The organism is Lutibacter sp., from assembly GCF_016342705.1.
Taxonomy (GTDB): Bacteria; Bacteroidota; Bacteroidia; order Flavobacteriales; family Flavobacteriaceae; genus Lutibacter.
In genome coordinates this window covers 63,606-88,229 of record NZ_JAEINV010000013.1, presented here as the reverse complement: position 1 = coordinate 88,229, position 24,624 = coordinate 63,606, and the positions used below count along the sequence as shown (strand labels likewise).

The 24,624-nt window shown below is 30.1% G+C and carries 26 protein-coding genes; 12 read left to right on the top strand and 14 right to left on the bottom strand.

The features are described 5' to 3' along the window. The first annotated feature begins 289 nt into the window (after positions 1 to 289). A complete protein-coding gene (locus JEY78_RS12465; RefSeq protein ID WP_291851800.1) occupies positions 290 to 718 on the top strand; it encodes a DUF6526 family protein in 429 nt (142 codons plus the stop codon). A gap of 154 nt (positions 719 to 872) precedes the next feature. Here JEY78_RS12465 and JEY78_RS12460 read toward each other — a convergent pair whose 3' ends face one another. Beyond that, entirely contained in the window at positions 873 to 2,015 is a 1,143-nt protein-coding gene (locus JEY78_RS12460) for an acyl-CoA dehydrogenase (RefSeq protein WP_291851797.1), read from the bottom strand. Positions 2,016 to 2,122: 107 nt separating this feature from the next. Between JEY78_RS12460 and JEY78_RS12455 the strand changes: the two genes are divergently transcribed. The 8 genes from JEY78_RS12455 to JEY78_RS12420 all read left to right on the top strand — a co-directional run bounded on the left by JEY78_RS12455 (position 2,123) and on the right by JEY78_RS12420 (position 10,902). Continuing rightward, positions 2,123 to 3,196, top strand: coding sequence for an anhydro-N-acetylmuramic acid kinase (locus JEY78_RS12455; protein WP_291851793.1), 1,074 nt, complete (start codon positions 2,123 to 2,125; stop codon positions 3,194 to 3,196). A 148-nt stretch (positions 3,197 to 3,344) separates the two neighbouring features. Further along, positions 3,345 to 4,577: a Glu/Leu/Phe/Val dehydrogenase dimerization domain-containing protein gene (locus JEY78_RS12450; RefSeq protein ID WP_291851790.1), complete on the top strand. Its 1,233-nt coding sequence runs from the start codon at positions 3,345 to 3,347 to the stop codon at positions 4,575 to 4,577. Between the two features lie 8 nt (positions 4,578 to 4,585). Then, positions 4,586 to 5,950 carry a sodium:proton antiporter NhaD gene (gene nhaD / locus JEY78_RS12445; RefSeq protein ID WP_291851787.1) on the top strand — a complete coding sequence of 455 codons (1,365 nt, stop codon included), beginning with the start codon at positions 4,586 to 4,588 and terminating at the stop codon, positions 5,948 to 5,950. Positions 5,951 to 6,302: 352 nt separating this feature from the next. Then, positions 6,303 to 7,613 (top strand): sodium:proton antiporter NhaD, encoded by a 1,311-nt coding sequence (nhaD, locus tag JEY78_RS12440; RefSeq protein WP_291851782.1) that lies wholly within the window; start codon positions 6,303 to 6,305, stop codon positions 7,611 to 7,613. Positions 7,614 to 7,739: 126 nt separating this feature from the next. Continuing rightward, complete coding sequence (locus tag JEY78_RS12435; RefSeq protein WP_291851781.1) at positions 7,740 to 8,432, top strand: MotA/TolQ/ExbB proton channel family protein; 693 nt, start codon at positions 7,740 to 7,742, stop codon at positions 8,430 to 8,432. A 1-nt stretch (position 8,433) separates the two neighbouring features. Further along, complete coding sequence (locus tag JEY78_RS12430) at positions 8,434 to 8,826, top strand: biopolymer transporter ExbD (protein ID WP_291851778.1); 393 nt, start codon at positions 8,434 to 8,436, stop codon at positions 8,824 to 8,826. A 4-nt stretch (positions 8,827 to 8,830) separates the two neighbouring features. Then, complete coding sequence (locus JEY78_RS12425; RefSeq protein ID WP_291851775.1) at positions 8,831 to 9,685, top strand: energy transducer TonB; 855 nt, start codon at positions 8,831 to 8,833, stop codon at positions 9,683 to 9,685. Continuing rightward, positions 9,682 to 10,902, top strand: coding sequence for a folylpolyglutamate synthase/dihydrofolate synthase family protein (locus JEY78_RS12420; protein WP_291851772.1), 1,221 nt, complete (start codon positions 9,682 to 9,684; stop codon positions 10,900 to 10,902). Before JEY78_RS12425 ends, JEY78_RS12420 begins: the two co-directional genes overlap by 4 nt. A gap of 8 nt (positions 10,903 to 10,910) precedes the next feature. On the opposite strand, the gene JEY78_RS12415 is transcribed toward JEY78_RS12420, so the two are convergent. The 7 genes from JEY78_RS12415 to rsfS are packed head-to-tail and all read right to left on the bottom strand — an operon-like array spanning position 10,911 to position 16,280. Then, entirely contained in the window at positions 10,911 to 11,525 is a 615-nt protein-coding gene (locus JEY78_RS12415; RefSeq protein WP_291851769.1) for a YceI family protein, read from the bottom strand. Beyond that, entirely contained in the window at positions 11,522 to 11,788 is a 267-nt protein-coding gene (locus tag JEY78_RS12410; RefSeq protein WP_291851765.1) for an acyl-CoA-binding protein, read from the bottom strand. Before JEY78_RS12410 ends, JEY78_RS12415 begins: the two co-directional genes overlap by 4 nt. A gap of 23 nt (positions 11,789 to 11,811) precedes the next feature. Next, the gene (locus JEY78_RS12405) at positions 11,812 to 12,462 is read right to left on the bottom strand and encodes a phosphatidylserine decarboxylase family protein (RefSeq protein WP_291851762.1); all 651 of its coding nucleotides are present in this window, start codon (positions 12,460 to 12,462) and stop codon (positions 11,812 to 11,814) included. A 2-nt stretch (positions 12,463 to 12,464) separates the two neighbouring features. Further along, on the bottom strand, positions 12,465 to 13,280 hold the full coding sequence (locus JEY78_RS12400; RefSeq protein ID WP_291851759.1) for a phosphatidate cytidylyltransferase: 816 nt from the start codon (positions 13,278 to 13,280) through the stop codon (positions 12,465 to 12,467). A 3-nt stretch (positions 13,281 to 13,283) separates the two neighbouring features. Next, complete coding sequence (locus JEY78_RS12395) at positions 13,284 to 13,871, bottom strand: hypothetical protein (RefSeq protein WP_291851756.1); 588 nt, start codon at positions 13,869 to 13,871, stop codon at positions 13,284 to 13,286. 43 nt (positions 13,872 to 13,914) lie between these two features. Next, on the bottom strand, positions 13,915 to 15,879 hold the full coding sequence (gene ftsH, locus JEY78_RS12390) for an ATP-dependent zinc metalloprotease FtsH (RefSeq protein WP_291851753.1): 1,965 nt from the start codon (positions 15,877 to 15,879) through the stop codon (positions 13,915 to 13,917). Between the two features lie 38 nt (positions 15,880 to 15,917). Beyond that, positions 15,918 to 16,280 (bottom strand): ribosome silencing factor, encoded by a 363-nt coding sequence (gene rsfS / locus JEY78_RS12385; protein ID WP_291851750.1) that lies wholly within the window; start codon positions 16,278 to 16,280, stop codon positions 15,918 to 15,920. Positions 16,281 to 16,367: 87 nt separating this feature from the next. Between rsfS and JEY78_RS12380 the strand changes: the two genes are divergently transcribed. Continuing rightward, positions 16,368 to 17,105, top strand: a complete 738-nt coding sequence (locus JEY78_RS12380; protein WP_291851747.1) for a biotin--[acetyl-CoA-carboxylase] ligase — start codon at positions 16,368 to 16,370, stop codon at positions 17,103 to 17,105. Positions 17,106 to 17,118: 13 nt separating this feature from the next. Here JEY78_RS12380 and JEY78_RS12375 read toward each other — a convergent pair whose 3' ends face one another. Next, positions 17,119 to 17,508: an SRPBCC family protein gene (locus tag JEY78_RS12375; RefSeq protein WP_291851745.1), complete on the bottom strand. Its 390-nt coding sequence runs from the start codon at positions 17,506 to 17,508 to the stop codon at positions 17,119 to 17,121. 4 nt (positions 17,509 to 17,512) lie between these two features. Continuing rightward, positions 17,513 to 18,157 (bottom strand): orotate phosphoribosyltransferase, encoded by a 645-nt coding sequence (pyrE, locus tag JEY78_RS12370; RefSeq protein WP_291851743.1) that lies wholly within the window; start codon positions 18,155 to 18,157, stop codon positions 17,513 to 17,515. 73 nt (positions 18,158 to 18,230) lie between these two features. On the opposite strand from pyrE, the gene JEY78_RS12365 reads away from it, so the two are divergent. Continuing rightward, on the top strand, positions 18,231 to 18,746 hold the full coding sequence (locus JEY78_RS12365) for an NUDIX domain-containing protein (protein WP_291851739.1): 516 nt from the start codon (positions 18,231 to 18,233) through the stop codon (positions 18,744 to 18,746). A gap of 97 nt (positions 18,747 to 18,843) precedes the next feature. Continuing rightward, positions 18,844 to 20,466: a SulP family inorganic anion transporter gene (locus JEY78_RS12360; protein ID WP_291851736.1), complete on the top strand. Its 1,623-nt coding sequence runs from the start codon at positions 18,844 to 18,846 to the stop codon at positions 20,464 to 20,466. A gap of 7 nt (positions 20,467 to 20,473) precedes the next feature. Here the strand turns inward: JEY78_RS12360 and JEY78_RS12355 are convergent, their stop codons facing one another. Genes JEY78_RS12355 through JEY78_RS12340 form a run of 4 tightly spaced genes read right to left on the bottom strand, consistent with a single transcriptional unit; the run spans position 20,474 to position 24,520 of the window. After that, positions 20,474 to 21,103, bottom strand: coding sequence for an NTP transferase domain-containing protein (locus JEY78_RS12355; RefSeq protein WP_291851733.1), 630 nt, complete (start codon positions 21,101 to 21,103; stop codon positions 20,474 to 20,476). After that, positions 21,093 to 21,854, bottom strand: coding sequence for a xanthine dehydrogenase accessory protein XdhC (gene xdhC, locus JEY78_RS12350; RefSeq protein WP_291851730.1), 762 nt, complete (start codon positions 21,852 to 21,854; stop codon positions 21,093 to 21,095). The genes JEY78_RS12355 and xdhC overlap by 11 nt, the downstream gene beginning before the upstream one ends. An 18-nt stretch (positions 21,855 to 21,872) precedes the next feature. After that, complete coding sequence (locus JEY78_RS12345; protein WP_291851727.1) at positions 21,873 to 24,059, bottom strand: molybdopterin cofactor-binding domain-containing protein; 2,187 nt, start codon at positions 24,057 to 24,059, stop codon at positions 21,873 to 21,875. A 2-nt stretch (positions 24,060 to 24,061) separates the two neighbouring features. After that, complete coding sequence (locus tag JEY78_RS12340) at positions 24,062 to 24,520, bottom strand: (2Fe-2S)-binding protein (protein ID WP_291851724.1); 459 nt, start codon at positions 24,518 to 24,520, stop codon at positions 24,062 to 24,064. Positions 24,521 to 24,624: the final 104 nt, after the last annotated feature.

Here is a 24,624-nt window from a genome sequence, read left to right as displayed (position 1 = left end):
CTTTCTTTTGAAAACCTTCAACTTTTTTGTTGAAGGTTTTTTTTTGAACTTTCCCCTAAATTTTTATTGACGTTTTATTTAGAAGGTTTTAATGGTTTCTAATAAAAATTCTTATTTATTGCGTTATTGAATTATTCTCAATAGGTCTATCTCTATAAATTATATAAATTCAAGATATTATTAGTGTTATTGTTTACTTTTTATGGATCTAGTTATTTGATATAAGTTACTTATTCTCTAATTCAAGTTAAAATATTATATTTACTAATATAAATTAAAAAAATTATTTATGAAAGAACAGAATTTTAAAAACCATGCTCGGTTGGTAGCTGGTTTCCATGGTGTCGCATTTTTAGCAATTGTTATTTTGTTAATTGGAGCTATCAGAAATTTTATAAAATCTAGTGAAGAAAATTTATATTCGGCCTCTTTATTAATATTGGTTTCAATTATTTTTTTACTCTTATTTTATTATATCAGAGCATTTGCTTTAAAAGCTCAGGATAGAGCTATTAGAGCTGAAGAAAAACTTCGTTATTTTATACTAACCGGCAAGCCGTTAAGTAGTAAAATAACTACCAGACAAATTATAGGTTTACGTTTTGCTTCAGATACAGAAATTGTTGCTTTGGTTGATAGAGCAGAAAAAGAAACCTTATCAGAAAAGGAAATTAAAAAGTTAATTAAAAACTGGAAGGCTGATACATATAGAGTATAAGTATCAATTAATATTTAAAAATCAAAAAAAGCTCTTTGAAAGAGGTTTTTTTGTTTTTTGCGTGAGCGATTGAAACGATATCCTTTAGCTTTTTTGCAAAAGATTTAGTGAAAGACGTGCCGGTAATTTTTATTGCCGGCACGCCCAACTTATTTTAATCTTGTAAAATACTTCTGGAGATTACGATTTTTTGAATTTCAGAAGTTCCTTCGTAAATCTGCGTAATTTTAGCATCGCGCATTAAACGTTCTACATGATATTCTTTTACAAATCCATAACCACCGTGTATTTGAACCGCCTCTATAGTTACTTGCATGGCCATATCGGCAGCATATAATTTTGCCATTGCGCCACTTAAATCGTAGTTTAGTTTTTGGTCTTTTTCCCAAGCGGCTTTTATGCAAAGGTGACGTGCAGCTTCAATCTGTAAAGCCATATCTGCCAATTTAAATGCAATTGCCTGATGTTTGCTAATTTCTTTACCAAAGGCTTTGCGTTCTTTAGAATATTTTAATGCTAATTCATAAGCGCCAGATGCAATTCCTAAGGCTTGTGAAGCAATTCCAATTCTTCCTCCAGCTAATGTTTTCATTGCAAATTTAAAACCAAAACCATCATCTCCAATTCTGTTTCCTTTTGGAACTTTTACATCTGTAAACATTAATGAATGTGTATCAGAACCTCTAATTCCTAATTTATTTTCTTTTGGGCCTACCACAAAACCTTCCATTCCTTTTTCAACGATTAAGGCGTTAATTCCTTTATGCATTTTTTCTGGATGCGTTTGTGCTATTACCAAATAAATGCTTGCATTGTTACCATTAGTAATCCAGTTTTTTGTACCGTTTAACAAATAATAATCTCCTTTATCTATGGCGGTCGTTTTTTGTGATGTTGCATCAGAGCCAGCTTCTGGTTCGCTTAAACAAAACGCACCTATTATTTCTCCTTTTGCTAAAGGAATTAAATATTTTTGTTTTTGTTCTTCTGTACCATAATGTTCTAAGCCCCAACAAACTAATGAATTGTTAACAGACATTACAACAGAAGCCGATGCATCTATTTTAGATATTTCTTCCATGGCTAATACATAAGAAACTGTATCTAAACCGCTTCCTCCGTATTTTGGATCCACCATCATTCCTAAAAAACCAAGTTCTCCCATTTTTTTAATTTGTTCAGCAGGAAATTGTTGTTTTTCATCGCGTTCAATTACGCCAGGGAGCAGTTCAGCTTGAGCAAAATCGCGAGCTGCATCGCGGATCATTATTTGTTCTTCCGATAAGTTAAAATCCATAATTGATAAAATTTTGTTATTTAGTGGTACTTTTTATCAAATATAAGTCTTTTATACCTAAAAAATTGTTAAATATGTAACATATTAGAAATCGTTATTTTTGAAGTATGAATAATAAAATTTGGCATATTATTGGGCTTATGTCCGGCACGTCTTTAGATGGATTAGATATTGTGTATACACAAATTTATAAAGATAGAAGTGGTTATAAATTTAGAATAATTTTCTGTGAAACTATTCCATATACTACAGAGTGGGAGCATACTTTAAGAAATGCTTTTACAGCTTCAGCCGATGAAATTGTTGCGTTAAACATAACTTATGGTAGATATTTAGGTGAAGCGGTGAATACATTTATTTCAAAAAATATTATAACAACAATTGATTTTCTAGCTTCACACGGGCATACTATTTTTCATAAACCGAATGAAGGTTATACTCTTCAAATTGGTGATGGACAAACTATTAGTTCTGTTACTGGTTTAAATGTAATATGTGATTTTAGAACGCAAGATGTTGCTTTTGGCGGACAAGGAGCACCGTTGGTTCCAATTGGAGATCAATTGTTATTTTTCCAATATAAATACTGTTTAAATTTAGGCGGTTTTGCAAATATTTCATTTCAAGAAAAAAATAAAAGAATTGCTTTTGATATTTGTCCAGTAAATATTGTTTTGAACCATTATTCAAAAATGATAGGTTTCAATTTTGACGAAAGTGGTAATATAGCTAAAACGGGTGAAATTCATCAAAATTTACTAGATGAATTAAATGCAATTTCATTTTATAAAGCACCAACACCAAAATCCTTAGGCTTTGAGTTTGTAAAAGAAATAATTTTTCCAATTATTAATAATTATCAATTAGAAGTGGAGGATGTTTTAAGAACTTTTGTAGCCCATATTGTTTTTCAAATATTGAATTTTTTAGATAATAGCTCAAATTCTAGTTTGTTAATTACGGGTGGAGGAGCTTTTAATACTTTTTTAATTGAAGAACTTAAAAATTCAACAAAAAACATTATCGTAATTCCTGATTCTGATATAATTAATTATAAGGAAGCTTTAATTTTTGCTTTTTTAGGTTTATTGCGTAATGAAAATAAGGTGAATTGTTTAAGCAGTGTTACTGGTGCAAAAAAAGACCATAGTTCTGGAGAAATCTTCTTAAAACAAGTATAGTTTTTACTATATTTGTTGCCATTGTTACTAAAAAATAATAATTCTAAATCAATATAATTATGACACAATTGTGACTTCTTTTAAAAGAATAAAATTTAAGCAAACAATTGAATAGTTAAATGAATTTTGATTTTATAAACATTAAAACATGAAAGAATTATTAAAAAAGTATGAAAATAAACAACCAGAAATAGTGTTTCATTGGAAAGACCAAGAAACAGAAGCAGAAGGCTGGACAGTAATAAACTCGTTACGTGGTGGTGCTGCAGGAGGAGGAACAAGAATGCGTAAAGGATTGGATATGAATGAGGTGCTTTCTTTAGCTAAAACTATGGAAGTGAAGTTTACAGTATCTGGCCCAGCAATAGGTGGTGCAAAATCGGGTATTAATTTTGATCCAAACGACCCAAGGAAAGAAGAAGTTTTAAGACGATGGTATAAAGCAGTTTCTCCACTATTAAAATTTTATTACGGAACAGGTGGTGACTTAAATGTTGATGAAATTCACGATGTTATTCCTATGACTGAAGATTGTGGTGTTTGGCATCCACAAGAAGGTGTTTTTAATGGGCATTTTAAACCTACTGAAGCTGAAAAAATTAATAGAATAGGTCAATTACGTCATGGAGTTATTAAAGTGATTGAAGATAAAAAGTTTTCTCCAGACTTGTCTAAAAAATATACAGTAGCCGATATGTTAACCGGTTATGGCGTTGCTGAAGCTGTGAAACATTATTATAATATTTACGGAGGAAAATTAGAAGGGAAAAGAGCTATAATTCAAGGTTTTGGAAATGTTGGGGCAGCAGCAGCTTATTATTTAACACAATTGGGTGCTAAAGTTGTTGGAATCATTGATATTTCTGGAGGTTTAATAAATGAAAATGGGTTTTCAATGGAAGAAATGACCCACTTATTTTTACATAAAGATAAAAATAAGTTAAATAACGCTAGTCTAATTGCTTTTGAAGAAATAAATGAGAAAATTTGGAGTTTGCCGTCAGAAATATTTATTCCTGCAGCTGCTTCACGTTTGGTTACACAAGAACAAGTAGCCAAAATGATTGCGTCTGGTTTAGAAGTAATTTCACCAGGAGCGAATGTCCCTTTTGCAGATAAAGAAATATTTTTCGGCCCTATAATGGAATTTGCAGATAAAAAAGTAAGTTTGCTGCCGGATTTTATTTCTAATTGTGGTATTGCAAGAGTATTTGCATATTTAATGGAATCAAAAATTGAATTACCAATGAAGGATAGTGCTATTTTTGATGATACATCAAATACTATTAAAAAAGCATTGGAAAAAACATATCAGAAAAATAATAGTAAAAAAGAAATTTGTAAAACAGCTTTTGAAATAGCACTTAATCAACTAGTTTAAACAATCATATGGAAACACTCATTATAATAATTTTTATTTTAGGTTATTTAGCAATAACATTAGAACACAATTTAAAATTAGATAAGTTAATACCTGCATTAGGTATGATGGCAATACTTTGGGCTATTGTAGCTTTTGGGATTGATAATTTTACAAATTGGTTTGATTCTGCAGCTCATGCCTTAATTGATGGTTTTTCTAATTTTACAAGTGAAGAAAAGCACCATTTATTAGAAGAAACTTTGTTGCACCATTTAGGAAAAACAGCAGAAATTTTATTTTTCTTGTTAGGAGCTATGACAATTGTTGAAATTATAGATTATTTTGATGGTTTTGCAACGTTTAAAAATTACATTAAAACCAAAAACAAGAAAAGACTATTGTGGATTTTTGCAGCCCTTGCCTTTATTTTATCTGCAATTATAGATAATTTAACAGCAACAATTGTATTAATTACTATTCTACAGAAAATTATTAATGATAAAGAAACTCGTTTGTGGTTTGCAGGTTTAATAATTATTGCCGCTAATGCGGGTGGAGCTTGGTCACCAATTGGAGATGTTACAACAACAATGCTTTGGATTGGTAAAAAAGTAACTTCTGGAAAATTGATTGAATATTTAATTATTCCTTCATTATTATGCGTTATTGTTCCAGTTTTAATTGCTTCATTTATGAAACCATTTAAAGGAGATTTAGATATTGTTGAAGGAGAAGAAGTAGGAGCTAAAAGCAAATATGGACCAACAATGTTATATTTAGGTTTGTCAGCAATAATTTTTGTGCCAATTTTTAAAACAGTTACTCATTTACCTCCTTATGTTGGTATGATGTTGTCTTTAGCTGTGGTTGGAATTTTCGCAGAAATATATAGCAGATCTCAGTTTAGCATTTCACATGCAATTGATGATGAAGGAGATGATTCTCATGGATTTCATAGCCCAGTTCACAAATCCTTATCAAGAATTGAAATGCCTAGTGTATTGTTCTTTTTTGGTATTTTAATGGCTGTTGCAGCCCTTGAATCGTTAGGGATGTTATTTATTGGCGCAGAACATTTAAAAACTATTATTCCAAATACAGATGTGGTTATTATGCTTTTAGGTTTGGGTTCTGCAGTTGTAGATAATGTTCCTTTAGTTGCCGCAAGTATGGGAATGTTTCAAGAACCACTAGATGATCATATTTGGCACTTTATTGCATTTTCAGCAGGTACAGGAGGAAGTATGTTAATTATAGGTTCAGCAGCAGGAGTTGTTGCTATGGGAATGGAAAAAATTAATTTCTTTTGGTATTTTAAAAATATTGCTTGGCTTGCAGCAATTGGATTTATTGTAGGAGCTTTAACTTTTATGTTTTTAAGACAATTTTAATATTGACAAACCGAGATTTTTATCTCGGTTTTTTTTTGTTTGTTATTTTCATTTTAATTTAAAAAAAACTGTACATTTATTTCGCTAAATCAATAAATTAAAAAAGACATAATAGCTCTGATAAATATAAGTTTTGAGATTAATTATTTTTAAATAAATTGTAAGAAAATAAAATTACTTTCTAACTAGGAGGAATTTTTTTTCTATGAAATTGGTAAAAATATTCTTCAAATTTTTTCAAAAAGAATTAGATATGCTGCTTACTTTGGGTAGTTCTAATGTATTTTAATCTAGCTTTCTTGTTAATGAATTTATTTTAGTATTCAAATTAACTTTTTATAGTCTTTTTTATATGGAAAATATTTTAATTCTAATATTTGTTATGGGTTATTTAGCCATAACATTGGAGCACTCTTTAAAAATTGACAAATTAATTCCCGCATTATCAATGATGGTGCTTATGTGGGCTTTTATTTCAGTTGGAAATTTTAATATTTATATTGTAGATGAAGCCTTGAAAACTCTGGTTATAGCAGATTTTAATGAAACTTTGTTGCATCATTTTGGTAAAACCACTGAGATTTTAATATTTTTAATTGGTGCAATGACAATAGTTGAAATTATTGACCATTTTGATGGGTTTTCAGCAATTAAGGGATTTGTTAAAACCAAAAGTAAAAGAAAGCTGATTGTTGTATTTTGTGCAATTGGTTTTTTTCTTTCTGCAGTGATAGATAATTTAACGGCAACTATTATTTTAATTTCAATTCTGCGAAAAATTGTAAAATCTAATGAATTACGTGTTTGGTATGCTAGTTTAATTGTTATTGCCGCTAACTCAGGTGGAGCTTGGTCGCCAATTGGAGATGTAACAACAACTATGTTATGGATTGCAAATAAAGTTACTGCAGTAAAATTAATTGAAAGCTTATTTTTGCCTTCAATAATATCAATAATTGTTCCTGTAGTCATAGCATCATTTCTTCCTATTTTTAAAGGGAATTTAGAGGAAGTTGTTGTGGAGAATGAACAAAAATCAACTCATAGTAGTTTAATGTTTTATTTAGGGTTAGGTGGAATTGTATTTGTACCAATATTTAAAACAATTACTCATTTACCACCCTATTTGGGTATGATGTTTTCATTAGCAGTGATTGCTGCAATTGCTGAGATTTTAAGTAGAAAAAAGTTTGAATTGACAACTTTAGAAAATGAAAGTACTCATATAAGCCCACTTCAAAAATCATTGTCAAGAATTGAACTACCAAGCGTACTATTTTTTTTAGGAATATTAATGGCTGTTGCGGCAATGGAGTCCGTTGGTAATTTATTTGAATTTTCTAAATGGCTGAGCGTTACAATTCCAAATTTGGATATAGTTGTATTAATATTAGGAGTGAGCTCATCAATAATAGATAATGTGCCTTTGGTTGCGGCAAGTATTGGTATGTTTCAACATGGTACTGATGATATGTTGTGGCATTTCATAGCCTTTTCAGCAGGGACTGGCGGTAGTATGTTAATAATTGGTTCAGCAGCAGGTGTTGTTGCTATGGGAATGGAGAGAATCAATTTCTTTTGGTATTTAAAAAATATAACATGGTTGGCAGTTTTAGGTTTTTTGTCAGGAGCTGTAACGTTTATGGTATTACAATCATTTTAAATTACTAAGCACTAAGTTAATTATATATTTACTTTGTTTAGTAATTATAAAAATTTTCATTTTTTTGATAATTAAACAATTTTCATATCGTACTTTCGTTAATTAAAAGAACAAATAATAAAATATATGGCATTAAATATAATTCAAGAGACTAGTGAAGTTGTTCCAGAAATTATTTCTGAAGAAAAAACACTTTCTATTTATAATTTAATAATGGATGGAGGTTTAGGAGGGCAAATTATTATTGCAATATTATTAGTATTACTAGCAGTGTCATTATATATTTATTTTGAACGTTTTTTTGCTATAAAAGCTGCCTCACAAACTGATAGTAATTTTATGAATCAAATTAGAGACTATGTTTCACATGGAAAATTAGATGCAGCTAAAGTATTATGTGCGCAGGCAAATTCTCCAGCATCTAGACTTGTAGAAAAAGGGATTTCAAGAATAGGAAAGCCATTAGCAGATATTCATACCGCCATTGAAAATGCCGGAAGATTGGAAATATATAAGTTAGAAAAGAATGTGAGTGTATTAGCAACAGTTGCTGGTGCAGCTCCAATGTTAGGGTTTTTAGGAACTGTTGTGGGTATGATTGTTGCCATTCATGAAATTGCAAATGCAGGCGGACAAATAGATATTAAAATGTTATCTGATGGTTTATATACAGCAATGACAACTACAGTGGCTGGATTAATTGTAGGAATTATAGCGTATGTGCAATACAATCATTTGGTAGTTAGAACTAATAAAGTGGTTTACGAAATGGAAGCTAAATCTGTGGAGTTTTTAGATTTACTAAACGAACCAATATAATATGGATATTAGAGGAAGAAATAAGGTAAACCCTAACTTCAACATGTCATCTATGACTGACATTGTTTTTCTATTGCTCATATTTTTTATGATAACTTCAACATTAGTAACTACAAGTGCGTTAGATATTTTATTACCGAAAGCAAGTGGTAAAACCGAAAATAAAAAATCTATTGCCGTTAGTATTACAAAAGCATTAGATTATTATATTGATAGTAAAGAAACTACTGAAGCAACTTTGGAACAAGAATTGTTGGTATTGTTAGAGGGTAAAGAAAATCCAACTATTATTTTAAGAGCAGAAGAAGGTGTGCCAATTGAGTATGCTGTAAAAGTATTGGATATTGCCAATAGAAATAGATTTAAAGTAATTTTAGCAGTTAGACCAAAATAAGAAATTGAACTTTTTAGACACAAAATATAAAAGACAGTCGGCAGCAATAACAAGCGTACTTATGTGCTTGTTAATGGTTGCTTTATTCTTTTTTGGAATGAGGTATCTTGATCCTCCAGAAGAATTTGGAATTGCTGTAAATTTTGGAACTTCAGATGTTGGGATGGGTGATATACAACCAACAGAACCATTAAAATCTGCACCTCAAGAAATAGCAGAACAACAAGAACAAATTGTTGAAGAGAAAGTTTTAGAAAGTGCCACTACAAAAATAGAAGAAGTACTTACTCAAAATACCGAAGATGCAATTGCTATAAAAAAGCAAGTTGAAGCTAAAAAAAGGGCTGATGAAATGGCTAGGCTAGAAAGAATTAAGCAAGATGCAATAGCCAAACAGAAAGCAGAAGAAGATGCTAAGCGTAAAAAACTAGACGCTTTAATTGGAGGAGTGAGTAATTCAAATGGCACAGCAAGTGGTGGAGAAGGAAATGACAATACTGCAGGCGATAAAGGTAAAACCACCGGAGATCCAAACGCCAATGGTTATTATGGAAATGCAGGAAGTGGAGGAAATGGTGATTCGCTTGGGGACAGAAAGCTTTTAAGTAAACCAAAACCAAATTTTGAGCCTTGTAACAGTAATGAAGAAGGTGTGGTAGTTGTTGCAATCGAGGTTGATAAAAATGGAAAAATTATTAAAGCAACTTCTGGTGCAAAAGGGACTACGATAATCAATACTTGTTTATTAGAAAAAGCAAAAGAAGCGGCATTAAGTGCCAAATGGTCATCCGATAGTAATGCGAGTATTAAACAGTCAGGAAAGCTAATTTACACGTTTACTCCACCTTTAAAACAATGAATTACAAAAACACCCTAAATTGGATGTTTTCACAATTGCCAATGTTTCAAAGGCAAGGTAAAACAGCTTTTAAAAAAGATTTAACCAATAGCATTGCACTATCTAAACACTTAAATTATCCAGATACAAAGTTTAAAACCATTCATGTAGCTGGAACCAATGGTAAAGGATCAACAAGCCACATGTTAGCGTCTGTTTTGCAAGAAGCTGGCTATAAAGTAGGTTTGTATACTTCTCCACACTTAAAAGATTTTAGAGAGCGCATTAAAATAAACGGTGAAGTTATTAGAAAAATTGATGTCATAAATTTTGTAAAGAAAAATCAACTATTTTTTGAAACGCATAGTTTGTCTTTTTTTGAAATGACCGTTGGTTTGGCGTTTGAATATTTTGCAAAACAAAAAGTTGATATTGCTATTATTGAAGTTGGCCTTGGAGGTAGATTAGATTCAACCAATATTATTACTCCTGAAGTTTCGGTTATCACCAATATTGGATTAGATCATACACAGTTTTTAGGCGAAACATTACCAGAAATTGCGTTTGAAAAAGCTGGAATTATTAAAAATGAAATTCCAGTTGTTATTGGAGAATATCAAGAAAAAATTTTTAATGTGTTTAATGAAAAAGCAAAGCAATGTAATGCTGAAATTTATATTGCTTCCAAAAACAACAACAAGGAAATATATGAATCAGATTTAAAAGGTATTTACCAACAACATAATATTAAAACTGTTATTCAAACTATTCAAGTATTAAATTCCAAAGGATATACTATTTCAGAAGAGCATTTAAAAAAAGGTTTAAATAATGTTGTGAAAAATACAGGTTTACTTGGAAGATGGCAACAAATTAATGAAAATCCTAGAGCAATTTGCGATACAGGTCATAATAAAGAAGGTTTGTTATATGTTTTAAACCAATTAAAAGAAGAAAAGTACAATACGTTACATTTTGTTTTTGGCGTTGTTAATGATAAAGATCTTTCAACGATTTTACATTTGTTTCCAAAAGAAGCAGTTTATTACTTTTGTAAACCAGATATACCTAGGGGATTAGAGGCTAATGAATTACAGCAAAAATGCATCCAATATAATTTAATTGGGAATGTTTATCCATCAGTAAATTCTGCCTATTCTCAGGCATTATTAAATGGGTGTAAAAATGACTTAATTTTTATTGGCGGTAGTACTTTTGTTGTTGCAGAAGTTGTATAAAATTAAATTTAATTATAATTTAAATACGTGGCAACTTCAATTTTAACTTCACTCCAAGTTTTTGAAATACCATCTTCTCCAGCATGAAGTTCTGCGCAAACAGTGTTTAAAGCAGTAATGGCAGCTTGTGCTTTCCAATTATCTAAATCCATAACAGCTTCAATTGTTGCCATTTGTCCATCAATTACGTATGTAATTGGCAACGATTGTGTAATGCCATTCATAGTAATATCAACATTACCTGAGGTTTCGTTAAGCATATGAATTTCCCCCAAAATATTTGATGTATTTTCCATGGTACCAAAAAAGAATTTTTTTAATTTACCATCTCTAATAGTGTCGTTTGTAAACAAGCTGTTAACAGGAATACTAAATTTTAAATTATTTAATACTTCTTTTACAGAGCTACCCGTTTTTAAGGTATCAATACTAACTGTTGAAAATTCACCTTTCACTGGGACTTTATTGGTTGTTTTATAAGCCGTCCATTTTATTGAAGTGGTTCTTGAATCTATGCTATATGATTTAGTATGAGTATTTTCTTCTTTTTTAGTAGTGTTTTTACATGAAAATGAAATTACTGCTACTAAAATTAATAAACTTAATGCGATTTGTTTTTTCATGGTTTTTTTAAATATTTATTTACAAGTTCAATATATTTTGTTTTTGCCTCTATTTCAGATAAGTGGTTTAATTGAAACCATGCATTTAATTTAAAAGCATTACGCAATTCTACATCTCCAGATGGTTCTTCGTAGTTATTGCCTTTTGTAGCTTGTTTGTAGTAAGCATAAAATTGCAACATAATATCTGGTGCTAATTTTATATTAGTTGTAGATGCAATTTTATAGGCTTCTTGAAATTCTATATTTAATTTATTTTTCATTCTAAATTTTTTAAATATAAAAATTAGAGAATTGCTATTATTTGCTCTCCACCTGTAACTTTGTCATTTAAATTAACTTTAATAGTAGCGTTTAAAGGTAAAAATAAATCTACCCTAGATCCAAATTTAATAAAACCAGCATCAGTTCCTTGTACAACCTGCATTTGTGGTTTAGCGTAATTTACAATTCTTTTAGCCAAAGCTCCAGCAATTTGTCTATATAAAATTTCTCCAATTACGTTATTTTTAATTACAATAGTTGTTCTTTCATTTTCTTCAGAAGCTTTAGGATGCCATGCAACTAAATATTTTCCGGGGTGGTACGCACTAAATATTACTTCTCCACTAACTGGATATCTGGTAACGTGTACGTTTAAAGGAGACATAAATATTGAAACTTGTAGGCGTTTATCCTTAAAATATTCTTTTTCAAAAACTTCTTCAATAACAACAACTTTTCCATCAACTGGAGCAATTATTACGTTATCATTTAGTTGAGTATTTCTTTTTGGATTTCTGAAAAACTGCAAAATAATTACATAAAAAAGCAAAAAACAAATAGCTAAAAGTTTGTTTAACCAACTTATTGAAATAAAGCTATCGATTAAAATTATACCAATACCAACAATGAAAGTTGCTATTACAATTATTTTATAACCTTCTTTATGAAACATATTTATTGAATAATTTGTAAATAAATAAAAATAAAAGGTGCCGCAAAAATCACACTATCAAATCGATCTAAAAAGCCGCCGTGACCAGGAATAAAGTTACTACTATCTTTAACTCCGGCTTGTCTTTTAAACATAGATTCTATTAAATCACCCAATACACCAAATATACTAACAATTCCTGCAATTACAACCCATTGAATTATAGAATGTGTTGTAAATTGGTTGGCTATTATAAAACTTGCTATAAATGTAGCCACCATTCCGCCAATAAATCCTTCAATGGTTTTGTTGGGAGAAATTCGTTCAAGTAATTTATGTTTACCTATATTTTTACCTACTAAATACGCAAAGGTATCATTCGTCCAAATTAATATAAATACCCCTAAAATGGTTGAATTCACATAATTAAACGTTGCATTTAAAAATGGTATTTGCACAATCAAAGTAAATGGAACAACAATATAAATAATTGTTAAAAATATTTTTCCTAAGTGGCTAATAACTTCTTCCTTTTTAGCAAATAGGATAGAAGCAAAAGATATAAATATTGTAAGAAATAATGCAACTCCAACATATTCAAAAATCATGATGGAAGGTAAATCTTCAACATTTAGGATGTTTCCAAATACAAAAACCAAAGAACCAATTAAATAAGGGAAAACACTTTTTAAACCTATCATTTTTTTGAATTCATATAAACAGAATATCATTAAAACAAAAAATAGGCTAATAAATGTTATTTTACTATATAGGATACAAAAAATTAGAACACTAACAAAAACAATTCCTGAGAGCGCACGTTTAAAAAATTTTCTCATAAGTTATAAATCTTCAAACAGCAATAAATATAAGTTTTTTGCATTGGTATTGCCGTAACTCATAAAATCGGTCTCCTCAAAATTAGGATTGTAATTTTTTATTGCACTTATATTACTTGGAATGTTTCCTTGGTAACGTGTTTTTATACCTGTTAAACTTTCTCCTTTAGTTTTTACAAACTGACTTGTAGTTGCATAAACTATAAAATTTTCAGTAAGTTCTGATATTTTAAATTCTTTTAGCTGATTTGAGGAAAACAATATACTTCCATTTTCAGCTATTAAATGCTCGCATGTTGTGAAAAGAGGAAATGAATTACTGAATTTTTCAACTGTTTTCACATTTACAGTTTTTATAAGTTTTATCAAATCATTATCGTTGCAAATAATAGATTCCCAAGAATTTTCCTGAATAATATTTGCTAAGTTTTGTGTAACTTCCTGAAGAGAAGTACAATACAAAAACTTTCCATTATTTTTAATAAAATTTTGGACAAATATTTGATCTAATGATAAGTTTTGAACCTCTAAAGACTCGTCTTCAGGTTCAGGTTGCTTTGGGGCATTAAATAATTTTTTGAAAAAACTCATTATTTATTTTGAATAATTTCAAAATTATAAAAAACTTATCAATTTATTCAACAGTTTCTGATGAATTTTCAGTTTTAGATGAATCTTCTGATTTTAAAACCTCTTTATCGAAAGGTCTTTTTCCAAAAATAACTTCTAAATCATTCTTAAATATAACTTCTTTCTCCAATAAAAGTTCAGCAAGTGTTACTAATTTATCTTTATTATCACTCAAAATTTTGATTGCTCTTTGGTATTGAGTTTCAATAATTTCAGAAATTTCTTTATCAATTATTTGTGCCGTTTCTTCACTATATGGCTTAGTAAAATTGTATTCAGATTGCCCTGAAGAATCATAATAAGTGATATTTCCAATTTTATCATTTAAACCATAAACAGTAACCATGGCTCTTGCTTGACGCGTAATTTTTTCAAGATCGTTTAACGCTCCTGTTGAAATTTTATTGAACATTATTTTTTCAGCAGCTCTACCAGCTAAAGTTGCACACATTTCATCTAACATTTGTTCTGCTTGTACAATTTGGCGTTCTTCTGGTAAATACCAAGCGGCTCCTAAAGATTGTCCACGAGGAACAATGGTAACTTTTACCAATGGAGCAGCGTGCTCAAGCATCCAACTTGCAGTTGCGTGTCCTGCTTCATGAAAAGCAATAGTTTTCTTTTCTCTTGGAGTAATTATTTTATTTTTCTTTTCTAATCCACCAACAATTCTGTCAACAGCATCTAAAAAGTCTTGATGATGAACAGCTGTTTTACCGTTTCTAGCAGCGATTAATGCGGCCTCATTACATAAATTGGCAATATCAGCACCTGAAAAACCAGGAGTCTGTTGCGATAAAAATTCAATATCAGCATCTTTATCCAATTTAATTGGTTTTAAATGCACTTTAAAAATTTCTGCACGTTCTGTTAAATTTGGCAAGTCAACATAAATTTGTCTATCAAATCTTCCTGCTCTCAATAATGCTTTATCTAAAACATCTGCTCTGTTTGTAGCAGCAATAACAATAACGTTTGTATCTGTACCAAAACCATCCATTTCTGTTAGTAATTGGTTCAGTGTATTTTCTCTTTCGTCATTTCCACCAGTCATATTGCTTTTACCACGAGATCTACCAACCGCATCAATTTCATCAATAAATATAATTGATGGTGCTTTTTGTTGTGCTTGTTTAAATAAATCTCTAACTCTAGAAGCTCCAACACCCACAAACATTTCAACAAAATCTGAACCTGATAATGAGAAAAATGGAACACCAGCTTCTCCTGCTACTGCCTTAGCTAATAATGTTTTTCCTGTTCCTGGAGGACCTACTAGTAAAGCTCCTTTAGGAATTTTACCACCTAATGAAGTATATTTGTCTGGGCTTTTTAAAAAGTCTACAATTTCTTGCACTTCTTCTTTCGCACCTTCTAATCCAGCAACATCTTTAAATGATGTTTTTACTTTTTGGTTTTCATCAAATAATTTAGCTTTAGATTTTCCAATACTAAATATTTGACCTCCACCACCTGAACTACCACCAGACATTCTTCTCATAAAATATATCCACAAACCTATTAAAAAGATAAAAGGCAAGTACATAAAAATTTGTTCTAAAAAGTTTGTTTGCTCTTCGTTTTTAAGGTCAAAATCTAAAGAATCTGCTTGTTTTGTCTGTTTTAATTGATCTTCAAAGTTTTTCAAATCACCAAAATTATAATAATACATTGGTGAATTACTAGCATAAATTGAACTTACATTCTTTTTATGTTTTTCTTTTTCTAATGCCTCTTTTTTAATAAAAATATTGGCAACATCTTTATTAACTATTACAATTTTGTCAATATCATTTTCCTTCAAAATAGTTTCAAACTCATTTTGAGATAAATTTTTAGATGACATACTGTCGCTGCTAAATAACTGGTAGCCAATTATTAATGCAAAAATAATTCCATATATCCAATAAAAATTGAATTTTGGAGCTTTTATTTTTGAATTTGAAGTATTCTTATTTTCCTGACTCATTTAGTTTTTTTTAAAGATTTACTAACTTAATTAGTTAATTAAGCAATTTGTGTAATTTTTGCATCGCCCCATAAACTCTCTATATCATAATATTCACGAATTCTTTTTTGAAAAACGTGTACTACAATATTTACATAATCTATTAAAATCCATTCAGCTAATCCTTCACCTTCAACGTGCCAAGGTTTTTCTTTTGCTAATTTACCTACCTGTTTTTGAATATTCCCAGAAATTGCATTTACGTGAGTATTTGAAGTTCCAGAACAGATTATAAAATAATCACAAACGGTATTTTCAATTTCTCTCAAATCTAATATTTGAACATCCACTCCTTTTAATTCATCAATAGCCTTTAATATTACTGCTATTTGATCGTCTGCGCTTATATTTTTTTTACTCATTAAATTTTTTTTAAGTTGCTGCAAAGTTATTATTTTTTTATAATAAAATAAGTTTTAAGTAACTTTGGTGAAATTACAATTATTTAAATGAATATTATCAAACTTAATGCCATTGATTCTACCAATTCTTACATGAAGAAGAATGCTAATAAAAACAATTTTGAAAGTTTTACAGTTGTGGTAGCTGAAAAGCAAACAGATGGAAGAGGTCAGTTAGGAACTGTTTGGGAATCTGATCAAGGTAAAAACCTAACGTTTAGTGTTTTAATTAAGTTTTTAGATTTTAAAATAACCCAACAATTTTACTTAAGTATGGCTGTTTCTTTGGGTGTTTTAAAAGTGTTACAATCTCAATTTAATTCCAATTTTCATATTAAATGGCCAAACGACATTTTGGCAGATAAAGATAAAGTTGCAGGAATTTTAATTGAAAATAGTATTACTGGAAATTTTATTAAAAACGCGGTAATAGGTATTGGGTTGAATGTGAATCAAACAAATTTTTCAAAAGAAATAGCATATGTTACTTCATTAAAAAATATTTCAGGAAATGAAATAAATAAAGGCGAATTATTAAAAGATATTATTGCATCAATTCAATATTATGTTGAATTTATTTACAGGAAAGAATTTATAAAATTAAAAGAAATGTATATGAGTTCTTTATATAAATTTAATTCACCGGCGATGTTTATGGATAAAGATAATGTAGTTTTTATGGGGAAAATTATAAATATTTCTGTTGAAGGTCAGTTGGTTATAGAGTTGGAGAATGAAAAAACTCGCAAATTTAATTTGAAAGAAATTAAATTTGCGAGTCGATAAAAAGTAGCTTTTATTAAAGTTTCCCTGCGTTATCTGTAAGTGTATCAATAAATTTTTGCAATGGACTTTTAACCATCATAGCCATCATTGGGTTAAAATCGCCATTAAATAACAATTGCGTTTCACAACTATTATCTGTAATAGGTAGAATATTAGCAGTTAAAGAAAAATTTAATTTACTGCTTGCAGCACCTAAAACAATTTTATCAAATTCTTGTTTTTCTTTAATTACCAATCTAATTTCTGGCATTCCTTTTAAGCTAAAAATAAACGAGTCGCCATCAACTTCAAACTTATCCGTATTTTCTGGCATTAATTGTTTGAAATTATTAAGGTCTGATAAAAAATCAAAAAATTCTTTTTGAGATTTATTAATTACTGATTTTTTAGTTTCTAAATTCATAATCTTATTTTTTATTCCACTCACTAGGATTTTCTCTCCAGTTTTTTAGGGTTTCTAATTCTTTTTCCGAAATATAACTGCTATCTAAAGCTTGTTCTAATAAATAATGGTAATTACTTAAAGTTGATAATTTTACATCTGCGTTTGAGAAATTTTCATTAGCAATTTCAAAACCATATGAAAATATAGCCACCATTCCTTTAACGTTAGCACCTTCTTCTTTCAATGCTTTTACAGCATTTAAACTACTTTTTCCAGTACTAATTAAATCTTCAACAACAACAACACTTTTATTTTTTTCTAACAAACCTTCTACTTGATTTTTTCTACCATGAGATTTTGGCTCAGGTCTAACATATACAAACGGAACGTTTAAATGTTGAGCAACTAAAACGCCAATGGCGATTGCTCCAGTTGCTACTCCTGCAATTACATCGGGTTTTCCATATTCTTGCTCAATTAAATTAGCTAAATTTTCTCTCAAATAATTTCTTATTTTTGGAAAAGATAACGTAGTTCTATTGTCGCAATAAATTGGAGAATTCCACCCAGAGGCCCAAGTAAAAGGATCGTTTGGTTGTAATTTTATAGCTTTTATTTGTAATAAAAGTTCAGCAGTTTTTTTTGCAGTATCTTTGTTCTTAATCATAATGCAAATGTATAAAGTTTTTGTGAATGACTGTCTAATAATTTTGACAGAAAATAATAATATTTCAACAAAATTGAAGAAAATTAATTTTGAAGAAGCTTCAATTCTTAAAATTACAGAAGAATTATTTAATAATAAAGCTGAAGGAATTTGCTTGTTATGTAGTAATTTAAAAAGTTGTTGGAAACAGTTTAAAAGTTATTTTAAAATTCAAAAAGCTGCTGGAGGAAAGGTTTTCAATCCTTCTAATGATGTGCTGTTTATTTATAGATTTAATAAATGGGATTTACCTAAAGGAAAAATAAATAAAGGCGAAAATAAAAAAGATTGTGCCATTAGAGAAGTTGAAGAAGAGTGTGGAATTGACTGTTTACATATAGAAAAAAAACTAGAAACTACCTATCATATTTTTAAACGAAATAATAAAACAATTTTAAAAATTACCTATTGGTTTTTAATGAAAACAGATTACAAAGGACAATTAATTCCTCAAATTGAAGAAGATATTGAAGAAGTAGTTTTTAAAAATAAAGAAGAAACCAAACGAGCATTAAATAATTCGTACCAAAATATTAAATTGCTATTTTAAGCAATACTTGAAATTACACTTTTTGGCGTGAAAATTCATCAGCCAAAACTTCAAATTTAAAATCCTTATATTTGCCGACTTTTGAAAATTATAGACTATGACAGAATTTATTAAAAAGCAAACGGCTAATTTTAGAAATGATGTTTTATCTGGTGTAACAGTTGCGTTGGCATTAGTTCCGGAAGCTGTTGCCTTTGCCTTTGTGGCAGGAGTAGACCCATTAGTTGGTTTGTATGCAGCCTTTATGGTTGGTTTAATTACATCTATTTTTGGAGGAAGACCAGGTATGATTTCTGGAGCAACAGGCGCTTTAGCTGTAGTAATGGTAACCTTGGTAGCTAGAGGAAATGAAATGGGAAATCCAGATGAAAACTTAGGATTATATTATTTGTTTGCTACTGTAATTTTAATGGGAATAATTCAAGTTTTAGCGGGTGTTTTAAAGCTTGGTAAATTTGTTCGTTTAATTCCACATCCGGTAATGATGGGTTTTGTGAATGGTTTGGCAATTGTAATTTTTCTTTCGCAATTAGGAATGTTTAAAAAAACTATTGATAGTGAAAAAGTTTGGCTGCAAGGAAATCAATTGTATTTAATGATTGGTTTGGTTGCTTTAACAATGCTAATAATGTGGGGACTTCCAAAAATTAAACAATTAAAAAAGTTGCCAGAAGCATTAATTGCAATTCTTGTTGTTAGTACTATTGCAATTTTATCAAACTTTGATGTAGCAACTGTGGGTTCATTTATTAGAGATGGTGGAGGAGAAGGTTTAAAAGGTGGTTTACCTACGCTAAATTTAGAAACTTTCGCAAAAGTTCCTTTTACCATTGAATCAATTAAATTTATTTTACCCTACGCTTTAATATTGGCTGCAATCGGTTTAATAGAATCTTTAATGACTTTAAATTTAATAGATGATTTAACTGAAACGCGTGGAAATGGTAATAAAGAATGTGTAGCGCAAGGAAGTGCAAACATAATTACTGGACTATTTGGAGGAATGGGAGGTTGCGCAATGATTGGTCAATCTATTATCAATATAAAAGGTGGTGGTAGAGGAAGATTATCTGGAGTTGTTGCTGCTGTAATGTTGTTGATTTTTATTTTATTTGGATCATCATATATAGAGCAAGTTCCAATTGCAGCGTTAGTTGGTGTTATGTTTATGGTTGTTATTGGTACTTTTGAATGGAGTAGCTTTAGAATTTCAAATAAAATACCAAGAACTGATTTATTTGTATTGATTTTAGTTTCAGCTTTAACTGTAATTTTCGATTTAGCAATTGCTGTTATTGCAGGTGTAATTGTAAGTGCTTTGGTTTTTTCTTGGGAAAACGCCACCAGAATTAGAGCCAGAAAAAGAATGAAAGATGATGGGACTAAAGTGTATGAAATTTGGGGACCACTTTTCTTTGGTTCTATAACAACGTTTAATGAAAAGTTTGATGTTAAAAATGATCCAGATTTTGTGGAAATTGACTTTGTAGAATCTCGTATAAGTGATCATTCTGCTTTAGAAGCTATTTTTAATATTGTTGAAAAATATGAAACAGCAGGAAAACAAATTCACTTAAAACATTTAAGTGAAGAATGTAAAGAATTGTTGTATAAATCTAATCCAAAATTTAAGGAAGTTATTGTTGAAGATATTGATGATCCTCGTTATCATTTAGCAGCAAATCCTGAAAGTTTTACCAAAGGATTGTTTGAAAAATAATACTAAATTATTGATTTTCTAAGTAAGAATTCCAATCGTTTTTAGAATTCAAATTAAGAGTTATAGCCCTATCAAAAACTTCAACAGTTGAAATTTTGATAGGGTTTATTTTTTTTAGTTGAAAATCCAAACGAGCATCTTTTTCTGTTGCTTTTATTTGAATTAAATTAATCCAAATGTCAGCACTCAATTTTATTGGATGTCCATTTTTATTTTTGAAATGAGGTATCACAACATCATTTTCTGTTAAAATAATTTTATTTAATTCCGCAGTATTTAAAATTGGAATATCAATATGGTTTAAAATGATAGCTGATTTTTCTGGAACTTCTTTTAAAACAGTTTTCAATGTGGAAAATGAACCTAACTCTGGTACATTATTAATAACAACTTTTACCTTTAAATTTTTATAACTAACAAAATCATTTAAAGCATCTTTAAGCCAAGGAATCGCCTCAAAATAATGTTGTGAGTGAAATCCTAAACCAATATAAACTTCTTGTATTGTTGATTTTGAAATTCTGTTAAGTTGTTCAAGTATCCAATAAGTGTCATTAAATTTCAACAAGCCTTTGTCTGTTCCCATGCGTTCAGATTTTCCTCCGGCGAGCATCACAAAAACAGTATTATTTTTCATAATAAACTTTCAATAATTCTGCGGCAACACTAATGGCAATTTCTTTTGGAGTATTTCCACCTAAATCTAAACCAATAGGACAATGAACTGGTGAAATCCCTGCTTCAAAATTTAATTCATTTCTCAGCATATTATTAAATTTATTCTTTTTGGTTTTACTGCCAATTAAGCCAATATATTTAGTTTTTTCATGAAGTGCCAAAGCTGTAATTTCAAAATCTAATTTATGATCGTGGGTTAAAATAACAACATAACAATTTGGTCCCCAATTAATAGTTTGTTTATACAGTTCAAAGTCAATATTAGAAAACGTAATACTTTTATCAATAGAAATAGTTTCTTTCCAATTTTCACGAATATCTAAAAGTGTTATATTAAAAGGTGTATTTTTTAAGATGTCACAAATTTCAACGCCAATATGACCGGCACCAAAAATATATAATTCAGGAGATTGATTCATAGGTTCAATAATTAATTCAACTTTTCCACCGCAACATTGTTCAAATTCAGGTCCTAATGTATAAGCGAATTCTTTAATTTTATTTTCTTTTAGAGCAATAATTGCTTCATCAATTACTTGAAATTCTAATTTTCCGCCACCAATTGTTCCAATAATTTCTTTGTGTTTAGTAACAATCATTTTTGATGCAACTTTACAAGGTGCTGAGCCTAAAACTTTTGTTATAGTAACTAAAGCAATTGGTTGCTTTTTAACCTTAAAATTGTACAGGTAATCAATCCAATTATTCATTTAAATTTTCAAAATAAATTAAACTAATCCGTAATCACTCAACGGCAAATTATAATATCTTTTTCCAGTTGCTTTAAAAATAGCGTTTATTATTGCTGGTGCAATTACTGGAACTCCAGGTTCGCCAACTCCAGTTGGATTTTCAGTACTTTCTACAATTTCAACATTAATTTTAGGAGCTTCATGCATTCTAATCATTTTATAGTCATGATAATTTCCTTGTTCAATAGCACCATTTTTTGCAGTAATTTTCCCGTAAAATGCTAACGACATTCCAAAAATTGCAGAACCTTCCATTTGCGCAATTACAGTATTTTTATTCACTACTAAACCACAATCAATGACTGTATGCACTTGGTGAACTTTTAATTTGCCTTCAATTACAGAAACTTCAACAACAGAAGCAACGTATGAATTAAAACTGTAATGCACAGCTAAACCTTGTGCGTGGCCTTCGGGTAAATCTTTTCCCCAATTGGCATTTTTGGCAGCTAATTTTAAAACATTTTTAAGTCGTTGTGTTTTAAACGGAATCTGTTCATCTGGATTTACAATTCTATCTTCACCAATTAAATTTAATCTAAATTCTAAAGGATCTTTTTTTGCTGCAACTGCTAATTCATCGGCAAAAACATTAATAGAAAACCCATGTGGAATATTTATAACCGAACGCAACCAACCAATTCTTACGTGTGCAGGTGCTTTACCAACTTCAATTTTAATATTTTCAATGTCAAATGGAATATTAGATGCACTACTAATTTCAAATCCTGCGGCATAATCTACTCCAGATGAAAAAGTAGATGTTATTGATGGCAATGCAAATCTATGTAACCAACCAGTAACTTTTCCTTCTATATCTATAGAAGCTTTCATGTATTGTGCGCTAACTGTATGGTAATATCCGTGTTGAATATCGTCTTCTCTAGACCAAACTACTTGAGCCGGAGCATTTATGGCTTTTGAAATTATTGCAGCTTCAACAACATAATCTGGTTTAGATTTACGTCCAAATCCACCTCCTAAAAAAGTAACATTAACTATAACATTTTCTTCTGGAACTCCTAAATATGCGACAACTTCAGCTCTTGAAGCTTGGGGTTCTTGCGTTGGAGCCCAAATTTCACATGTTTCACCCTGAACCCAAGCAACTGCATTGGGAACTTCCATTGGTGCGTGTGATAAATGCGGTAGTTGAAAAGTACTTTCTATAATTTTATGTCCCTTTTTAAAAGCTTTATTTACATTACCAGTAGTGTTTGCAACTTTTCCTTCTTTATGAACATTTTTAGTAATTTGATTCATGTATTTTTCTGAATCATATTCTTTATTATTGCCAAAATACCATTCAATTTTTAAGGCATCTCTTCCTTTAAATGCAGCCCACGTATTTGTTGCAATAACCGCTATTCCTCCAAGTGTTCCAAAAGGGCGCTCAATTCTTGGAATTTCAATAACATTTAGTACTCCATTAATTTTTAAAGCTTCAGTTTTATCAAAGGATTTTACTTTTCCAAAAGTAACCGGACAACGTGCAATTGCTGTAAATTTCATACCTGGCAATCGTTTATCTAAACCAAAAATGGCATTTCCGGAAACATAATCGTCAACATCAATACTTTTTAATTCTTTCCCAATGTATTTGAAATCTTTAGAATCTTTTAATTTCACATCAGTTGGAACTTCTAAAGTTTTGGCAACTTCAACTAATTCTCCAAACCCCAATTTTTTACCACTTGTATGAATCACAAAATGGTTTTCCGCAGTGCATTCCGCTTCTGGAACATTCCAAGTTTGTGCTGCTGCAGTAATTAACATTGCTTTTGCTGTGGCTCCCATTTGGCGCATAGTTTCAAATAAGTATCGAATACTTCTTGAACCATCCGTATTTTGATCACCATATTTTTTATCGCCAGTTGCTTGTTGAATAGAAACTCTGCTCCAATCTGCTTCCATTTCATCAGCAATTATTGAAGGTAAAGAAGTTCTAACGCCATTACCCATTTCTGAACGTGAAGCCACTAAAATTAAACTTCCATCAGAATTAAGTTGAACAAATAAATTAGGATTAAAATTTGTTAAACTCTTCACTTCTTTTTCTTTATCTGAAAAAATGGAAGTGTTACAAGCTAAAACCAATCCGCCAGAAGCCAAACCAATACTTTTAACAAAACTTCTTCTACTTATATTTTGAATTTTCTTCATAATTAGTGTTGTTTGTTAAGGTTTACAGTTCTGTTGATGGCATTTTTTATGCGTTGATATGTTCCACATCTGCAAATATTTCCAATCATAGCTTCGTCAATTTCTTCATCTGTTGGCTTCGGATTTTTATCTAACAAAGCTGTAGCTGCAATTAATTGTCCTGGTTGACAAAAACCACATTGAGGAACGTTTAATTCCATCCAAGATTCTTGTAATAATTGTAAGTTTTTAGATGTACCTTCAACGGTAATAATACTTTTGCCTTCTGCAGCAGCAACCGGAATCATGCAAGATTGAACAGGGGAATTATCTAGCAGCACTTTGCAAGAGCCACAAACTCCAATACCGCAACTATATTTTGTGCCAGTTAGTCCAATAACATCTCTAATTGCCCAAAGCAAAGGCATTTCTGGGTCAACATCAATAGAGTGAGATTTGCCGTTTATTTGAAGTGTGATCATTTTGTTAGTAGTTTAAATTTGAATTACAAGATAAGTATTTTTTTGAAAAAGAACTTTTTAATATGTTTGGTTTAACCTTATTTATAACTGTATTATGCGATGAA

What these genes read in the sequence shown, in the direction of transcription:
- JEY78_RS12375 (WP_291851745.1), bottom strand. Translation starts at nt 17,508, where the DNA reads ATGAATTTAGAAACTAAAAAATCAGTAATTAATAAATCTCAAAAAGAA.
- JEY78_RS12415 (WP_291851769.1), bottom strand. Translation starts at nt 11,525, where the DNA reads ATGAAAAAACAAATCGCATTAAGTTTATTAATTTTAGTAGCAGTAATT.
- JEY78_RS12380 (WP_291851747.1), top strand. Translation starts at nt 16,368, where the DNA reads ATGAATATTATCAAACTTAATGCCATTGATTCTACCAATTCTTACATG.
- JEY78_RS12340 (WP_291851724.1), bottom strand. Translation starts at nt 24,520, where the DNA reads ATGATCACACTTCAAATAAACGGCAAATCTCACTCTATTGATGTTGAC.
- JEY78_RS12435 (WP_291851781.1), top strand. Translation starts at nt 7,740, where the DNA reads ATGGCATTAAATATAATTCAAGAGACTAGTGAAGTTGTTCCAGAAATT.
- JEY78_RS12410 (WP_291851765.1), bottom strand. Translation starts at nt 11,788, where the DNA reads ATGAAAAATAAATTAAATATAGAATTTCAAGAAGCCTATAAAATTGCA.
- pyrE (WP_291851743.1), bottom strand. Translation starts at nt 18,157, where the DNA reads ATGATTAAGAACAAAGATACTGCAAAAAAAACTGCTGAACTTTTATTA.
- JEY78_RS12355 (WP_291851733.1), bottom strand. Translation starts at nt 21,103, where the DNA reads ATGAAAAATAATACTGTTTTTGTGATGCTCGCCGGAGGAAAATCTGAA.
- JEY78_RS12400 (WP_291851759.1), bottom strand. Translation starts at nt 13,280, where the DNA reads ATGAGAAAATTTTTTAAACGTGCGCTCTCAGGAATTGTTTTTGTTAGT.
- xdhC (WP_291851730.1), bottom strand. Translation starts at nt 21,854, where the DNA reads ATGAATAATTGGATTGATTACCTGTACAATTTTAAGGTTAAAAAGCAA.
- JEY78_RS12455 (WP_291851793.1), top strand. Translation starts at nt 2,123, where the DNA reads ATGAATAATAAAATTTGGCATATTATTGGGCTTATGTCCGGCACGTCT.
- rsfS (WP_291851750.1), bottom strand. Translation starts at nt 16,280, where the DNA reads ATGAGTAAAAAAAATATAAGCGCAGACGATCAAATAGCAGTAATATTA.
- JEY78_RS12460 (WP_291851797.1), bottom strand. Translation starts at nt 2,015, where the DNA reads ATGGATTTTAACTTATCGGAAGAACAAATAATGATCCGCGATGCAGCT.
- JEY78_RS12345 (WP_291851727.1), bottom strand. Translation starts at nt 24,059, where the DNA reads ATGAAGAAAATTCAAAATATAAGTAGAAGAAGTTTTGTTAAAAGTATT.
- JEY78_RS12420 (WP_291851772.1), top strand. Translation starts at nt 9,682, where the DNA reads ATGAATTACAAAAACACCCTAAATTGGATGTTTTCACAATTGCCAATG.
- ftsH (WP_291851753.1), bottom strand. Translation starts at nt 15,879, where the DNA reads ATGAGTCAGGAAAATAAGAATACTTCAAATTCAAAAATAAAAGCTCCA.
- JEY78_RS12395 (WP_291851756.1), bottom strand. Translation starts at nt 13,871, where the DNA reads ATGAGTTTTTTCAAAAAATTATTTAATGCCCCAAAGCAACCTGAACCT.
- nhaD (WP_291851787.1), top strand. Translation starts at nt 4,586, where the DNA reads ATGGAAACACTCATTATAATAATTTTTATTTTAGGTTATTTAGCAATA.
- JEY78_RS12430 (WP_291851778.1), top strand. Translation starts at nt 8,434, where the DNA reads ATGGATATTAGAGGAAGAAATAAGGTAAACCCTAACTTCAACATGTCA.
- JEY78_RS12465 (WP_291851800.1), top strand. Translation starts at nt 290, where the DNA reads ATGAAAGAACAGAATTTTAAAAACCATGCTCGGTTGGTAGCTGGTTTC.
- JEY78_RS12360 (WP_291851736.1), top strand. Translation starts at nt 18,844, where the DNA reads ATGACAGAATTTATTAAAAAGCAAACGGCTAATTTTAGAAATGATGTT.
- JEY78_RS12450 (WP_291851790.1), top strand. Translation starts at nt 3,345, where the DNA reads ATGAAAGAATTATTAAAAAAGTATGAAAATAAACAACCAGAAATAGTG.
- nhaD (WP_291851782.1), top strand. Translation starts at nt 6,303, where the DNA reads ATGGAAAATATTTTAATTCTAATATTTGTTATGGGTTATTTAGCCATA.
- JEY78_RS12405 (WP_291851762.1), bottom strand. Translation starts at nt 12,462, where the DNA reads ATGTTTCATAAAGAAGGTTATAAAATAATTGTAATAGCAACTTTCATT.